Genomic DNA, 14,831 nt, shown 5'->3' with positions numbered 1-14,831 from the left:
TTAAATCATTTAAAAGTGTAAGTGAAATAGTGATGTAATACTTTTACCTTGGTTTGGTAGTTCAGCTGGTTAGAATGCCTGCCTGTCACGCAGGAGGTCGCGGGTTCGAGTCCCGTCCAGACCGTTTTATTGTTTTTGGCGCAGTAGCTCAGTTGGTAGAGCAACGGATTGAAGCTCCGTGTGTCGGCAGTTCGATTCTGTCTTGCGCCATTTGAAAGAAGAAACATGCGGGTGTAGTTTAGTGGTAAAACCACAGCCTTCCAAGCTGTTGTCGCGAGTTCGATTCTCGTCACCCGCTTTTTTTCTTTAAGGGCCTATAGCTCAGCTGGTTAGAGCGCACGCCTGATAAGCGTGAGGTCGATGGTTCGAGTCCATTTAGGCCCATAATTTTAAAAGGCCCGTTGGTCAAGCGGTTAAGACACCGCCCTTTCACGGCGGTATCACGGGTTCGATTCCCGTACGGGTCATGTATTCAAAACATTTTGCTTGTTGCTGAATGTTTTTTTTATTTATTATAAAACATTTTTATGAAAACGTTGACAACCTTATTATAATAAGGTATTCTATGCTTGTACACAACAAATAAATAAATGGATAGTGATTGTTTAAATACAAGCTAAACCTAATTTTTCCAATGAGGAGGAGATTCTTCTTTTTTGGAAAGGTTGGGTTTTTCTTTTTTACAATTAAAGGAGTTAGACGTGAAGAAGGGAGCGAAAAAATGGTTATTCAAAAAATTTTGAATAATAATGTTGTGATTACGTTGGATGTAAATGAACAGGAACAAATTGTGATGGGACGTGGTATTGCATTTAAAAAAAAGATTGGGGACTTTATTCCAGAAGAACAGATTGATCAAATATTTCGTTTAGCTAATCAAGATACCTCTTTAAAATTCCAAGAACTGTTAGGAGAGCTACCTTTAGAGGTAATGCAGTTATCTGATGAAATCATCAAGTATGCTAAGACGAAACTAGGTAGAAAGTTAAATGATACGATTTTTATTTCCTTAACGGACCATCTTCATACTGCGCTGGAGCGTATGAGACAAGGTATTGAAGTGAAAAATTTTTTATTGTGGGACATCAAGCGCTTTTTTTCAGATGAATATTTTATTGGAGATAAAGCCTTAGAGATGGTCAAGGAGAAATTCAATGTACAATTACCAGAAGATGAAGCTGGATTTATTGCATTACATCTAGTTAATGCTGAAATGGATGAAGAGGTTGGTAATGTTTATGAATTAACAAAAATTATGCAGGAAATTACGAATATCGTTAAATACCACTTTAAAATTACTTTTAATGAAGACTCCGTTTATTTTTATCGATTCAGTACTCATTTAAAATTTTTTGCTTATCGTTTATTAAATCATAAAGAACTTCATGATGAAGATGATGGAGAATTATATGAAGTAATCAAAAAGAAGTATCGTAATGCATACAATTGTGTGAATAAAATTTCTGAATTTTTAACGAATAATTATCATTATACTGTCTCTAAAGAAGAGAAGATGTATTTGATCATTCATATTGCGCGAGTAGTACAGACTAATAGCTAGCAAGATTATTGAGTCTTAGTATAGATTAAAAGTCAAAGGAAAGGTGGATAGAAAATCTATAACCGTATTGTAAGACCCTTGGATAGTGACATTAAGTTGGCTAAACCTTCAAAAGTAATGTATTGAAAAAAACGAAACTTTGGAGGAACAAAAAATGGGAAAATATCATGACTTAGCAGAGAAAATTGTCAAAAATGTAGGTGGAAAAGAAAATATCAATAGCTTGACACATTGTATTACGCGCCTACGTTTTAAATTGAAAGATGAATCAAAAGCAAATGATGATGTACTGAAAAATATGGATGGCGTTGTGACTGTAATGAAAAGTGGCGGACAATATCAAGTCGTGATCGGAAATCATGTACCTGCCGTTTATGAAGAAGTTGTAAGTATTGCAGGAATTTCAGCCGATGCAGAACAAGAATCGTCAGGAGGAAACCTGTTCAATCGCTTGATTGATATTTTAAGTGGATGTTTCCAACCATTCTTAGGAGCGCTGGCTGCAGCTGGAATGGTAAAAGGTCTAAATGCTTTACTTGTTTTCTTGAAATTATATTCAGCTACTTCTGGAACCTATACAATGCTAAATGGTATTGGGGATGCAATATTCTATTTCATGCCAGTGATTTTAGGCTACACAGCAGCTAGAAAATTCAATTTAAACCCAATGGTAGGAATCGTTATTGGGGCAGCTCTTTGTTACCCTACGGTACAAGGTAGTGCCTTACAAGCAGCGTTTGAAAAAACTGCTGGGGCGGGAGCAGCGGCGCCTTATAGTTTATTAGGATTACCTGCTTATGATACGTTTTTAGGTATTCCATGGGTTGGTGCTGGTTATACAAGTAGTGTTGTACCGATTATATTCATCGTTGCTTTTGCAGCGCAAATTCAAAAAATCTCGAAGAGACTAATTCCTGAAGTTGTTCAAACTTTCTTGGTACCATTTTTTGTTTTATTGATCGCGTTACCAGTTGGTTTCTTAGTAATTGGTCCAATCATTAGTATGTTAACAGATTTACTAAGTGCTGGATTCCAAGCTTTGATGGGATTCTCACCAGCGTTGTATGGGATCATCCTTGGTTTCTTCTGGCAAGTATTGGTTATTTTTGGTTTACATTGGAGTGTTGTACCGTTGGCAATCATGCAAATTACCCAAGAAGGAGCCAGTCAAGTATTAGTTGCTACGTTTGCAGCAAGTTTTGCTCAAACAGCAGTCGTTATGGCAATGTTCTTCAAGTTGAAAGATAAAAAGATGAAAGCTTTATGCCCACCTGCAATTATTTCAGGAGTTTTTGGAGTAACTGAACCTGCAATTTATGGTATTACGTTACCTAAAAAAACACCTTTCATTTTTTCAATGATTGGAGCGGCAGTCGGTGGTTTTTATTTGATGATCAACGGTGTAACTTCATATACAATGGGTGGTTTAGGAATATTTGGTGTTTTAAACTTTATCAATGGTGATGATGCAAGTGGTGTTATTCATTCTTTTGTAGCAATCATTATCGCAATGGCTATCGGTTTTGTATTGACGTTCTTCTTCTGGAAAGATGAAACGGCTGTTGAAGAAGTAACTGAAAATAAAAAAGCTCAAAAAGCAATCAAAGAAGCAGTTTTAAGTCCAGTTAAAGGACGTGTTTTACCATTAAGTAAAGCAAGTGATCAAGCATTTGCACAAGGTGCTTTAGGTAAAGGTGTTTTGATTGAACCGACAGAAGGCATAGTTAGAGCACCCTTTGATGGAACGGTTATGACCCTGTTTCCAACACTACACGCAATCGGCTTGATATCAGATCAGGGTATGGAATTATTAATTCATATCGGAATGGACACAGTACAGTTAGAAGGGAATGGTTTTGAAGGAAAAGTAGCGCAAGGTGATAAAGTGAAAAAAGGACAAGTTTTAGTTACCTTTGATATTGAGGCAATCCAAGCTGCTGGCTATAGTGTAGAAACACCAGTGATTGTTACTAATACCAGTGATTACTTAGATATCGTGGAAACACAAGAACGTGAAGTAACATCAAATGATACATTAATTACAGGATTAATTTAAAAATTATAGATAAGAATCAGCTTACAGTGAAGCTTACTAAGTGTTTTGCTGTAAGCTTGTAAAAGAAAGGGATTTTGATAATATGGCATTTAGAAAAGACTTTTTATGGGGCGGCGCAACTGCAGCCAATCAATGTGAAGGCGGCTATAACGAAGGAGGACGTGGCTTAGCGAACGTAGATCTTGCACCCGTTGGACCAGATCGTTTTCCGGTGATCACAGGTGAGAAAAAGATGTTTGCGTTTGATGAGGACCATTTTTATCCGGCTCAAAATGCAATCGACATGTACCATCGCTATAAAGAAGATATCGCCTTGTTTGGTGAAATGGGCTTTAAGACTTACCGCCTATCAATTGCATGGAGTCGTATTTTCCCTCTAGGAGACGAAACAGAGCCAAATGAAGAAGGCTTGAAGTTCTATGAAGATTTGTTCAAAGAATGCCGCAAACACAATATAGAGCCTCTTGTAACGATCACTCACTTTGATTGTCCAATGCACTTAGTGGAAAAATACGGCGCATGGCGCAGTCGTGAAATGGTTGGGTTTTATGAGAATTTATGTAATGTAATCTTTAACCGTTATAAAGGCTTGGTAAAATATTGGTTGACATTCAATGAAATCAATATGATTTTACACGCACCGTTTATGGGCGCAGGACTTTACTTTGAAGAAGGTGAAAACAAAGAACAAGTCAAATACCAAGCGGCACATCACGAATTATTGGCAAGTGCGATCGCAACCAAAATCGCCCACGAAGTCGATCCCGAAAACCAAGTAGGGTGTATGTTAGCGGCTGGGACAAACTATGCCTATACATGTAAACCAGAAGATGTTTGGGCAGCTCGCAAAGCTGATCGTGAGAATTTCTTCTTTATCGATGTTCAATCTCGTGGGGAATATCCAGCGTATGCGTTGAAACAGTTGGAACGTGAAGGCATTGAATTACCAATTGAAGACGGCGATTTAGAATTATTGAAAGCACACACAGTCGACTTTATTTCATTCTCTTACTATTCATCACGTGTACAATCAACGGATCCAGCAGTGAACGAAAAAACAGCTGGCAATATCTTTGCCTCAGTGAAAAACCCATACTTAGAAGCAAGTGAATGGGGCTGGCAAATCGATCCACTAGGTTTACGTACAACAATGAATGATCTATATGAGCGTTATCAAAAACCATTATTCATCGTTGAAAACGGCTTAGGAGCGGTAGATACACCAGACGAAAACGGCAACGTGATCGATGATTATCGCATTGACTATCTGGCAGCACATATCCAAGCGATGAAAGATGCGGTAGAGCTTGATGGGGTAGATTTACTAGGCTATACAACATGGGGCTGTATCGATTTAGTCTCTGCTGGAACAGGCGAAATGAAAAAACGTTATGGCTTTATCTACGTCGATCGCGACAACGATGGAAACGGGACTTTAAAACGTTCGAAGAAAAAATCATTTGACTGGTATAAAAAAGTCATTGCAACAAATGGAGAAGATTTAACGAACGCTTAGAAAAGGAGGATATTGAATGAAAAAGATAGTAAAACTGTTGGGGATTTTAATGTTAGGAGCTTTAGTAGTGGCTGGATGCAGCAATGGCAATGCCAATAAAGACGATGCATCAACTGCTGCTAAAAAAACACCAGAAGAATTAACTTTGTATATTGTTCGACATGGAAAAACAATGTTAAACACAACCGATCGTGTGCAAGGTTGGTCAGATGCAGTCTTAACTAAAGCTGGTGAAGAAGTAGTAACAGCAGCAGGTATAGGGTTAAAAGATATCGATTTTCAAAATGCCTATAGTAGTGATAGCGGACGGGCAATTCAAACAGCAAATCTAATCGTAAAAGAAAATGAAAAGTCATCTAATTTAAAGGTAATTACAGATGAGCGATTAAGAGAATTCAACTTTGGAACCTATGAAGGTGATTTAAACCACACTATGTGGCAAGACATTGCTGATGATCAAGGAATCACTTTAGAAGAATTCTTGAAGAATATGACACCTGAATCATTCGCTAATAGTGTAGCAAAATTAGATGCTAAAAATGTAGAAGAAGCTAAAATCAATTGGCCAGCTGAAGATTACAAGACGATCACAACGCGACTTAAATCAAGCGTAGATGATATTGTTAAAAAAGAAATGAAAAATGAAGGATCAGGTAATGTTTTGATTGCTTCACATGGATTGAGTATTTCTGCCTTACTAGATACATTATTTGATGACTTTAAAATCCCAGAAGGTGGCTTAAAGAACGCAAGTGTTTGTACGGTGAAATATAAAGATGGAAAATATACATTAGATAAAGTAAATGATCTCAGTTATGTTGAAGCAGGACAAAAAAATAAAAAGTAATTAAGCTAGAAACAGTAAACGACTATTTTAATTTAACTTCATTTATGCAAAATTCGATCAAAGAAACATTTTTGATCGAATTTTGTGTATAATAAAAACAAAAAGAAGGAATAGGGATAAAAATTATGGTGACTATTACAAATTTCCGTGATATCGGTGGTATCAAAAATAAAGACGGTAAACAAATCAAAAAGGACGTTTTTTTAAGATCGGGTGAGCTATCAAATTTAACGAAAGAGGATGAGCAACGTTTAGAAACAAACTATCGTTTAGGGAAGATCATTGATTTGAGAAGTGAAGCCGAGGTAGAAGAAAGACCAGATATGTCAGTTCCTAAAGCAGAATATATCCATATTGATATTCTAGAGGATATCCAAGATGAAGGAGCTTCAATCGAAGATTTTGTTAAAATCGGATCACCCGAGAAATCAGCTTTATATATGGAAAAACTTTATGCGGATATCGCTTTAAATACAACTTCTCAAAAAGGATACAACAAATTTTTTGAAGAAATCTTAGCTTTGCAAAAACAAGAAAGTATTTTATTCCATTGTTTCGCAGGGAAAGATCGTACAGGAATTGCAGCGTTATTAGTGTTAGAAACATTGGGTGTACCAAGAGAAGCAATTTATGCAGATTATCTATTAACCAATGAATTGAGAAAGAAAGAAAATGCTCAGATTTTAGAACAAGCGAAAAAAGTTCAATTGGAAGCTGCTAATTTAGAAGCACTGCATGTTGCCTTAAATGTAGATAGTAGCTATTTGGATAATTTCTACCATACTGTAGAAGGACAATACGGTGATATTTCTACTTATTTAAAACAAGCAATTGGTATTGATAAGGTGATGAAAGAAAGCTTGAATCATCGTTTTGTTTTAAATTAGAAAATATGAAAAGAGAAGGAAGGTATTATGACGAAAAATCAGCATATTGAATTATTAAAGCGCTGTGTTAAAATTTCTCAAGACGCCCGAGAGCATGGGAATACACCCTTTGGGGCATTGTTGGCTGACAAAGAAGGAACGATTCTTTTAGAACAAGAAAATATTGAAATTACAGAAAATGTTTGTACAGGACATGCTGAGACCACACTTGCGGCAAAAGCTTCACAAATATATAGCAAAGAATTTTTGTGGGAGTGTACGTTGTATACGACTGCTGAACCATGTGCGATGTGTACGGGAACAATCTACTGGGGAAATATTGGGACGATTGTCTACGCAATGACCGAAAAACGACTGCTGGAATTAACTGGCGACAATGAACAAAATCCGACTTTTGATTTGCCTTCAAAAGAAATATTAAGTCATGGTCAAAAAGATATCCAAGTGATTGGGCCATTTCCAGAAATAGAACAGGCAGCAGCTGCTGTTCATCAAGGTTACTGGAATTAATAAACAAGATACACCGTTCATTTTTGTAAATAGGGTGGCATTCACGAAATTGCATGTCAAATTTTATGAATGTCGCTCAATCATTGCTACTGATAATCCAGAGATTAAAGCAACCTCAAATGTCAGAATTTTCCGAAAAATCATTGACATATTTTAAGGTTAAGGCAATAATAGATAAAATCAACAATAAAAAAGGAGCTGCTATAAATAATGATCATCAAACCCTCATTACCACAAGAAATGACGATTTTTTTCGATGCAGAGAATCAACCGAATGAAAATGTCCAAATGGGTGTCGTTGTCTTACAACCAGGAGAAAAAAGACCACTAGAAGGATTTGCAAGGCATGACCAAGACGAATATTCTTATGTTGTTTCAGGTGAAGCACATACAATTTTAGAAGACGGGCAAGATTTGGTGGGAAAACCTGGTGATGCTCAGCTGATTGAAGCAGGAGAAGGACATATCAACTATAACGAAGGCGATGAAGCAGCGGTAGTCGTTTGGATGTTAGTTGAACGCACATAAAACAAACATAGGGGAGAAACGTATGAAAAAAACAATCAAATCAATCATTGGATTAGCAATGACGATGACCATCATTTCGGGATGTTCTGATGGCAAACAAGCAAACCAGTCGCAAGAGATAAAACCATTGAATTTAATGTCAGCGTCAGAATTAACTACATTAGATACATCAGTTATGCTGGATTTTCCAGATGCAATCGTCCAAACTGCTTCTTTTGAAGGGTTATATGCATTGGATGATAAAGATCAACTGATTCCAGCAGCCGCAAAAGAGATGCCCGAAATTTCTGAAGATGGCAAAACATATACGATTAAGCTAAGAGATGATGCTAAATGGAGTAATGGGGATCCTGTAACAGCAGCAAATTTTGAATATGCTTGGAAAAAAATGATTGATCCTAAAAATGGATTTGTTTATAGTTTCTTAGTAGCAGATACAATCTTGAATGCGGAAGAAATTTCAGAAGGTAAAAAAACAGTTGATGAACTTGGTGTTAAAGCAATTGATGATCAAACTCTAGAAGTAAAATTAAAAGAAGCAAAACCATATTTTACATCAGTTCTTGCATTTCCAACATTTTTTCCACAAAATCAAAAATTCGTTGAAAAAATGGGAACAGATTATGGAACATCGAGTGAAAATGTTGTTTATAATGGGCCATTCACTGTAGCAAATTGGAAACAAACAGATTTAAGCTGGGACCTAAAGAAAAATGAAACATACTGGGATCAAGAAAATGTAAAATCAGATACTATCCATTATGAAGTAGTTAAAGAATCCTCAACGGCAATGAATCTTTTTGAAGATGGACAATTGGATGTAGCGACAGTTACAGGAGAATTAGCAAAACAAAACCAAAGCAATCCCAATTATCATTCCTACCCAACAGCAACGATGAACTATATTCGTTTGAACCAAAAACGTAAAGACAAAGATACACCTTTAAAAAATGAAAATCTAAGAAAAGCCTTGGCTCTAGGTATTGATAAAGAGAACTTAGTCAACAATATTATTGCAGACGGATCGAAACCATTATATGGAGCTATCACAAAAGGTTTTGTAAGCAATCCTAAAACAGGTGTGGATTTTAGAGAAGAAGCTGGCAATTTGATGACCTATAATAAAGAAGAGGCATTGAAATATTGGTCATTAGCAAAAAAAGAATTAGGCGACAAAATTACGCTTGATCTAATGGTAACGGATGACGGTTCTTACAAAAAAATGGGTGAAAGCCTTCAAGGCAGTTTAGAAAAGTTATTCTCTGGATTGACAATCAAGGTCACGGCTTTACCGACTGAAACGGCATTAAATTTAAGTCGAGAAAGTGATTATGATATGTTCCTAATTTACTGGACACCAGATTACCAAGATCCGATTTCTACACTGAATATGCTGCGGACGGGAAATGATCGGAATTATTCCAATGCAAAATATGATACGTTGTTAGATGAAGCTTCACAAAAATATGCGACTGATCTAGAAAAACGTTGGGAGACATTGATTGCTGCTGAAAAAGAAGGAATCGAAAATACTGCAGGAATGATTATTATCAGTCAAAATCAGCAATCAGTTTTACAAAACGAAGAAGTTAAAGGATTAAATTACCACACGTTTGCAGCACCATTAACATTAAAAAATGTATATAAAGATGCCAAATAATAAAATCGCTAAAAAGTCTTTCAAAAAAGAAAGGCTTTTTTAGTCATATTAATATCTGAAATTGTGCTCTCGTTGTATGATAAGATTATAAAGAGTATGGGTATCAAATATGAAAGAGGAGTGAAGCAGTGTGGTTAAGCATATACATCGCAAACATATTGATAGTAATGAAATGTTATTAAAAAATGTCGAAGAAGAAATTCGGCAATTTATTTTAAAGAAACATCCTGATTTAACCGAAGATTCCGCTATTCTTTTCCCTGAGCTTCTAAATTACCGTTTAGACTATATAAAAACAATGATTAAAAGTGATTCACAAATGATGGAAAAGTTGAATGAAACGATTGTTCAAAATATCAAAAATAATGAGACCATCTCCAATAATTTGAATACGACCGTGGAAAAAAATTTGACGTTAGGGCAGAAAACAGCCGATAATATTGCCAAATTTGGCGGAAGTTGGCCATTTATTTTCTTATTCATTGCAGTATTGGTTATTTGGATTATTATCAATTCGACCCAACTGTTAGGAAAACCATTTGATAGTTATCCATTTATTCTGCTAAATCTAGCGCTATCTTGTTTGGCTGCTATCCAGGCGCCAGTTATCATGATGAGTCAAAATCGCCAAGAATCGAGAGATCGGGAACAGGCCAATAATGATTATAAGGTAAATTTAAAAGCAGAAATAGAGGTCAATTTATTACATGAAAAAATGGATTATCTGATCAATAGCCAATGGCAACACTTAGTACAGATGCAGCACCTACAAATCGAATTGCTAAGTGAGCTACAAGAACAAATCAATGAACTAAGTGAAAAAAGAGAGTAGATGAAGATGACTAGGAAAATAGACGTGATAACATCCCAGGAAAATTGGGTGGAGAAATTTGATCAGGAAAAAATGATATTAGAAAAGATTTTTACAACGCAGATAGTCTCGGTCAATCATATTGGCAGTACAGCGATAAGAAAGAGTAAAGCAAAGCCTGTGATCGATATTTTGATGGTTGTAAGAGAACTTCAAAAAGTGGATACTTTTAATCAAGAACTGCAAAAAAATGGATACGAATGTCTTGGGGAAAATGGCATTTTAGGGCGGCGCTTTTTCACCAAAGGCGGTGATAAAAGAAGCCATCATCTTCATGTATTTCAAGAAGGTAATGCGGAAATTTTACGTCATTTGATATTTAGGGATTTCATGAATAGCCATCCATTAGAAGTAGTAAAGTACAGTCAATTAAAATTAGAATTAGCAAATAAATTTCCTTATGATATTAAATCGTACATGAATGGGAAAGCTAGTTTTATCAAAGAAATCGATGTAAAAGCTAAGATATGGTATGATAAAAATCAAAATGAAAAAATTTGAGGAGAGTCAAATGAATTATCATCAAGCAATAGAAGATGAGTATGGTAAATTGGTAGAAATTTGGGTACGATCTGTAAAAGAAACACATGATTTTTTACGAATAGAAGATTTTGAAATGATAAAAAATGAATTGCCGACCTATTTTCCCTATTTAGATGTAAGAGTTTGGACGGATCATGGTGAAATGATTGGTTTTTCCGGCGTAGATGGGAATAAACTAGAAATGCTTTTTCTAGATCCAATATCTATTGGAAAAGGTTACGGTAAACGGATAATAATGACCTTACTTGCCGAAAATGACATTCAATTTGTTGATGTCAATGAACAAAATCAACCTGCAAAAGCATTTTATCAAGCAATGGGATTTGAGGAACAGGCTCGAACTGAATTTGATGATGCAGGAAGACCCTATCCTATTTTACATTTAAAAATAAAAGGGCACTAAAAAGCGTTTTACGCTTTTTCTAATTAAGTATAAATAATTAAGCACCTAATTTAGAACTGTATCTGAACAATTTGTTTAGAAAGTTTTTTCGCTGTTCTTCATTCAGATGTTTCATGGAAGACAATGAAAAATGCTTAACTTTTTTGATACCAGACATATTTAATACTTGCTTTTTCAAAACGGTACCATAATCTTGTTGAAAGATTTTTTTATACCATTTAGGTGAATCTTCGGTTGTAATGATCCAAGCGGACGTTTCTTTTAAAAGCCCAATTGGAAGACGTCCTTTATAAGTATAAGCGAACCCCTTGCTGAAGACTTTATCAATAAATCCTTTTAAAATTGCTGGCATACCGCCCCACCAAATTGGAAATATGAAGATGATATGATCTGCCCATAAAATCTGTTCACGATAATCCGATGTTTCATCGTCAAATTGCATATCTCGTCTCCTTTTTGTTTCGTTAAAAACTAATACTGGATCGAAATTTTCCTTGTAAAGGTCAATGATTTTAACCGTGTTCTGCGGTTCTGTTCCTTGATGGATCGTTTCTAAAATAGCATGAGTATAGCCCGTTGTATTAGGGTAAGCATAAATAATCAGTAGATTCATTAGTGACGCCTCCAAATAATTAGTTTAGTGATACAAGTCTTCAAAGATAGTGTTTGTGAACTCTGCCAGTTCTTTCGTCATTTGCTCATAGTTTGCCTCGCATTCTTCATAGGTATCAGGAATGGGCAAAGATTTTATTGAGTTAATGATTAATTGGTAATGCTTAATGGTCGTCTCCAAATCATGTATTTTGTTCACCATGAGTTCCCGACTTCGGTTATTGCATTTTAAAGAAACTGGTTGATCGAATAAGTTTAGTAACTCCTTCATCTCTTTTATAGAAAAGTGAGCGTATTTCATGACAGAGATATACTTTAAACGGGCCAATTCTTTTTTTCCATAAAGGCGGTAATTATTTTCCCCTCTTTGTGGTTGGATCAATTCTTCTTTCTCATAATATCTGATTGTGTCTTCACTTAAATGAACTTGTTGAGCAATTTCTTTGATTGTCCATCTCTTTGACATTTCGATCACCTCAAAACCATCTTAACATTGGAGTATACTCCGATGTCAATAAGCTGATTTGTTATTATACTTCTAAAGAACTCCTAAATTTGTAAGTAGATTGTTGGTGAGTGTTATTATTTCATATATACCTTAATAATGTGTATAATTCTAATGAACCATTTTTTCCATATTTTTGTTGATTCTACCAAGTAAAAATTCTTACCTTAGAAAAAAATGGATAATAAAAAAATCAGAAAAATAATCTTATAAAAAAAAATTATATACTAATGGAAAGAGCTGAATTCCTTATAAACACTGGGAGATGGGCTTTTTTTTTATTTTAAAGTAGAAAAAAAATAGACATAGGAATGAAAAAAATGACAAAAAAATTTCAATTTGATAGCATATTACTTGATATAAGAGATTGAGAGATACTATAATAAACATAAGTCAGCGGTTTTAGCTGCTTAGTTATGGGAGGAGAGAGCATTATGTTTAGTTATACGGATATGATTTTGTCAGTAATGCAACGAGTTGAAGTCTACAATGAGATTTTTAATGCCATTTCTAAGGAAGTACAAGAGAACAGCTGTAGTCAAGCCATTAACAGACGAGGTAAAGATACATATTTATTTTGCCGTAGTAATGTTAATCGGTTCTTTGTAGAAGAAGAAAATTTTAGAAAAAACTTAGTATTTTACGGTGAAAAAGAAGCAACTAAAATCTTGTTGGAAGGTCTAGATACTTATAAAGAGGGAATCTACTTTTGGCTAGAGGCATTAAATGACAAATGTGAAGTAATCGACGAAATCAAATACAAACGTGGGTTGAATAGTACTGAGAGTTCATTTAGATTGATTAACCAAGCATGTAAAGAAGCTTGCGGTGGTATTCAAAGTGCACATAGTGTACATAAAATGTAAGGAACAATAATCAATTATATCCAACAAAGAAAAAGTTAGATAGACAAGATATAACTCTTTCGTTGGCATAATAAGATATTATCGCTTTTTAAATTCATTCATTTTGTAATTTTTTAAATTATTTATTTGAAAATCCAAAAAATACCAAGACGATTATTCAACTGTCTTGGTATTTTTTTTATATCCTCATCAAAAATTATTCGATTGAGGAATCGAATGCTTAGCCGCTTTTTTTAGTATTATTGCTATTTCAGTAACTTGTACGTCAGATAAGGGAACTTGTTGATGACAGTATGTAATAATTTTTCTATCTTCATAAAAATTCTCAATATAGTATAGGGTTGCTGTTCTCTATTCATATTCTTTGTTCCTTCTAATTATTGTAGCAGATTCTCACAAAGATGGAGAAAGCGTTTGAAAATTGTTATAAATCACCTTTTTACTAATAGTTAATCAATACAAACATCAAGAAAAATAATAACAATGGATATATCGCTCACATAATTCTCAAATATTTATGTTATTTATCAAAAACATGATAAATAAAAGAATATAATTATATGGACTTGGTAAATAAAATAGATTAAACTTATTTTAGTTTTAAAAATATGTTAATTTTATATTGTATTTATATCGTTTTTGATATGGAAATGATGTGGTTAGCGAGAAATCAATGCGAGTGACTGGTACAATAACAAACTTATAAAGGGGAACTACTGTATGTACAACATAGGTTTTGTCTTGCTAGACAACAAAGATGAACAACAATACATAGATTCATTAAAAAGTATTCAATTAAATGTATATCCAATCAATAAAAATGAAGTTACTGAAAAGATGGGAAGTTATGGAGGAATCATAATCAACGAACAAGATTCACAAAATATTGGTGTAATCTGCGAACTGATTATTCTGCTAAAGAAGCAGCAAGACACTTTTATTTGGGTGATTTCCCAACGCAGCAATAAAATGAATCATATTGTCTATTTGCAATTAGGTGTTGACGGAATAATCGATCAAGAATGTGATCCCGAAGAATGTAAGCTTTTGATGATTAATGCATTCAATAGGTATAAGCGAGCGCATCCGAATACTGAAAAACAGCTAGGAAAGCTACCGGAGACTCCAAAAATTCAATTACGTCCATGCAATCATAGTGTCTTGCTGAACGAAGAAGAAATCAGTTTAACGAAGTTAGAATTTAAAACGATTGAATTTCTACAGACAAAAAAAGGCGTAGCGGTTTCTTATGAAGAAATTTACAAAAAAGTTTGGGAAAATGAAGGAAATGATAAACAATATCGTGTATCAAATTTGATATTCCATTTAAGGCAAAAAATCGAAGAAGATGCTGCACATCCCAAATATATTAAAACGGTTCGTTCAAAAGGCTATAAGTTAACAGTATAAGCGTGCTTTATGGAATCGTCTAACTAGAGAAGTAAATAGAAATGTCATGGCGGTTG

At 34.6% G+C, this 14,831-nt stretch carries 15 protein-coding genes and 5 tRNA genes; 18 read left to right on the top strand and 2 right to left on the bottom strand.

The genetic code is table 11. The features are described from left to right. Positions 1-50 precede the first annotated feature (50 nt). The 16 genes from AC4BB5_RS15560 to AC4BB5_RS15485 all read left to right on the top strand — a co-directional run bounded on the left by AC4BB5_RS15560 (position 51) and on the right by AC4BB5_RS15485 (position 11,382). A tRNA-Asp gene (locus AC4BB5_RS15560) sits at positions 51-124 on the top strand. Between the two features lie 13 nt (positions 125-137). Next, positions 138-210: transfer RNA gene (locus AC4BB5_RS15555), tRNA-Phe, on the top strand. Positions 211-227: 17 nt separating this feature from the next. Further along, positions 228-298, top strand: a tRNA-Gly gene (locus tag AC4BB5_RS15550). Between the two features lie 12 nt (positions 299-310). Beyond that, positions 311-384: transfer RNA gene (locus tag AC4BB5_RS15545), tRNA-Ile, on the top strand. Between the two features lie 11 nt (positions 385-395). Beyond that, positions 396-467: transfer RNA gene (locus AC4BB5_RS15540), tRNA-Glu, on the top strand. Positions 468-721: 254 nt separating this feature from the next. Continuing rightward, positions 722-1,561: a BglG family transcription antiterminator LicT gene (gene licT / locus AC4BB5_RS15535; protein ID WP_490457000.1), complete on the top strand. Its 840-nt coding sequence runs from the start codon at positions 722-724 to the stop codon at positions 1,559-1,561. Between the two features lie 154 nt (positions 1,562-1,715). Beyond that, positions 1,716-3,617: a beta-glucoside-specific PTS transporter subunit IIABC gene (locus AC4BB5_RS15530; protein WP_490456999.1), complete on the top strand. Its 1,902-nt coding sequence runs from the start codon at positions 1,716-1,718 to the stop codon at positions 3,615-3,617. Between the two features lie 82 nt (positions 3,618-3,699). Beyond that, complete coding sequence (locus AC4BB5_RS15525) at positions 3,700-5,133, top strand: 6-phospho-beta-glucosidase (protein WP_490456998.1); 1,434 nt, start codon at positions 3,700-3,702, stop codon at positions 5,131-5,133. 16 nt (positions 5,134-5,149) lie between these two features. Next, positions 5,150-5,980, top strand: coding sequence for a histidine phosphatase family protein (locus AC4BB5_RS15520; protein WP_490456997.1), 831 nt, complete (start codon positions 5,150-5,152; stop codon positions 5,978-5,980). A gap of 125 nt (positions 5,981-6,105) precedes the next feature. Further along, positions 6,106-6,867, top strand: a complete 762-nt coding sequence (locus tag AC4BB5_RS15515; RefSeq protein ID WP_490456996.1) for a tyrosine-protein phosphatase — start codon at positions 6,106-6,108, stop codon at positions 6,865-6,867. A 27-nt stretch (positions 6,868-6,894) separates the two neighbouring features. Further along, positions 6,895-7,377 (top strand): nucleoside deaminase, encoded by a 483-nt coding sequence (locus AC4BB5_RS15510; RefSeq protein WP_490456995.1) that lies wholly within the window; start codon positions 6,895-6,897, stop codon positions 7,375-7,377. A gap of 210 nt (positions 7,378-7,587) precedes the next feature. Further along, a complete protein-coding gene (locus tag AC4BB5_RS15505) occupies positions 7,588-7,905 on the top strand; it encodes a cupin domain-containing protein (RefSeq protein ID WP_490456994.1) in 318 nt (105 codons plus the stop codon). A gap of 22 nt (positions 7,906-7,927) precedes the next feature. After that, positions 7,928-9,565 (top strand): peptide ABC transporter substrate-binding protein, encoded by a 1,638-nt coding sequence (locus AC4BB5_RS15500; protein ID WP_490456993.1) that lies wholly within the window; start codon positions 7,928-7,930, stop codon positions 9,563-9,565. Positions 9,566-9,737: 172 nt separating this feature from the next. Then, positions 9,738-10,397: a DUF1003 domain-containing protein gene (locus tag AC4BB5_RS15495; RefSeq protein ID WP_490459083.1), complete on the top strand. Its 660-nt coding sequence runs from the start codon at positions 9,738-9,740 to the stop codon at positions 10,395-10,397. After that, positions 10,398-10,937, top strand: coding sequence for a GrpB family protein (locus AC4BB5_RS15490; protein WP_490456992.1), 540 nt, complete (start codon positions 10,398-10,400; stop codon positions 10,935-10,937). Positions 10,938-10,947: 10 nt separating this feature from the next. Next, positions 10,948-11,382 (top strand): GNAT family N-acetyltransferase, encoded by a 435-nt coding sequence (locus tag AC4BB5_RS15485; protein WP_490456991.1) that lies wholly within the window; start codon positions 10,948-10,950, stop codon positions 11,380-11,382. 37 nt (positions 11,383-11,419) lie between these two features. On the opposite strand, the gene AC4BB5_RS15480 is transcribed toward AC4BB5_RS15485, so the two are convergent. Further along, on the bottom strand, positions 11,420-11,995 hold the full coding sequence (locus AC4BB5_RS15480) for an NAD(P)H-dependent oxidoreductase (protein ID WP_490456990.1): 576 nt from the start codon (positions 11,993-11,995) through the stop codon (positions 11,420-11,422). A gap of 24 nt (positions 11,996-12,019) precedes the next feature. Then, positions 12,020-12,460, bottom strand: a complete 441-nt coding sequence (locus AC4BB5_RS15475) for a MerR family transcriptional regulator (protein WP_490456989.1) — start codon at positions 12,458-12,460, stop codon at positions 12,020-12,022. 473 nt (positions 12,461-12,933) lie between these two features. Here AC4BB5_RS15475 and AC4BB5_RS15470 point away from each other — a divergent pair, with 473 nt between their 5' ends. Both AC4BB5_RS15470 and AC4BB5_RS15465 read left to right on the top strand, forming a co-directional pair. Beyond that, positions 12,934-13,365: a hypothetical protein gene (locus tag AC4BB5_RS15470; protein ID WP_490456988.1), complete on the top strand. Its 432-nt coding sequence runs from the start codon at positions 12,934-12,936 to the stop codon at positions 13,363-13,365. 720 nt (positions 13,366-14,085) lie between these two features. Continuing rightward, positions 14,086-14,775, top strand: coding sequence for a winged helix-turn-helix domain-containing protein (locus AC4BB5_RS15465; RefSeq protein WP_490456987.1), 690 nt, complete (start codon positions 14,086-14,088; stop codon positions 14,773-14,775). The last annotated feature ends 56 nt before the right edge of the window (positions 14,776-14,831 follow it).

Source organism: Enterococcus sp. AMC1252 (genome assembly GCF_058216515.1).
This window is presented reverse-complemented; position numbering and strand designations above follow the sequence as displayed.

Bases quoted from the DNA above. Each gene is read 5' to 3' on its own strand.
- AC4BB5_RS15495 (WP_490459083.1), top strand. From the start codon at position 9,738: ATGTTATTAAAAAATGTCGAAGAAGAAATTCGGCAATTTATTTTAAAG.
- AC4BB5_RS15520 (WP_490456997.1), top strand. From the start codon at position 5,150: ATGAAAAAGATAGTAAAACTGTTGGGGATTTTAATGTTAGGAGCTTTA.
- AC4BB5_RS15505 (WP_490456994.1), top strand. From the start codon at position 7,588: ATGATCATCAAACCCTCATTACCACAAGAAATGACGATTTTTTTCGAT.
- AC4BB5_RS15510 (WP_490456995.1), top strand. From the start codon at position 6,895: ATGACGAAAAATCAGCATATTGAATTATTAAAGCGCTGTGTTAAAATT.
- AC4BB5_RS15530 (WP_490456999.1), top strand. From the start codon at position 1,716: ATGGGAAAATATCATGACTTAGCAGAGAAAATTGTCAAAAATGTAGGT.
- AC4BB5_RS15485 (WP_490456991.1), top strand. From the start codon at position 10,948: ATGAATTATCATCAAGCAATAGAAGATGAGTATGGTAAATTGGTAGAA.
- AC4BB5_RS15480 (WP_490456990.1), bottom strand. From the start codon at position 11,995: ATGAATCTACTGATTATTTATGCTTACCCTAATACAACGGGCTATACT.
- AC4BB5_RS15515 (WP_490456996.1), top strand. From the start codon at position 6,106: ATGGTGACTATTACAAATTTCCGTGATATCGGTGGTATCAAAAATAAA.
- AC4BB5_RS15475 (WP_490456989.1), bottom strand. From the start codon at position 12,460: ATGTCAAAGAGATGGACAATCAAAGAAATTGCTCAACAAGTTCATTTA.
- AC4BB5_RS15470 (WP_490456988.1), top strand. From the start codon at position 12,934: ATGTTTAGTTATACGGATATGATTTTGTCAGTAATGCAACGAGTTGAA.
- AC4BB5_RS15525 (WP_490456998.1), top strand. From the start codon at position 3,700: ATGGCATTTAGAAAAGACTTTTTATGGGGCGGCGCAACTGCAGCCAAT.
- AC4BB5_RS15500 (WP_490456993.1), top strand. From the start codon at position 7,928: ATGAAAAAAACAATCAAATCAATCATTGGATTAGCAATGACGATGACC.
- AC4BB5_RS15465 (WP_490456987.1), top strand. From the start codon at position 14,086: ATGTACAACATAGGTTTTGTCTTGCTAGACAACAAAGATGAACAACAA.
- AC4BB5_RS15490 (WP_490456992.1), top strand. From the start codon at position 10,398: ATGAAGATGACTAGGAAAATAGACGTGATAACATCCCAGGAAAATTGG.
- licT (WP_490457000.1), top strand. From the start codon at position 722: ATGGTTATTCAAAAAATTTTGAATAATAATGTTGTGATTACGTTGGAT.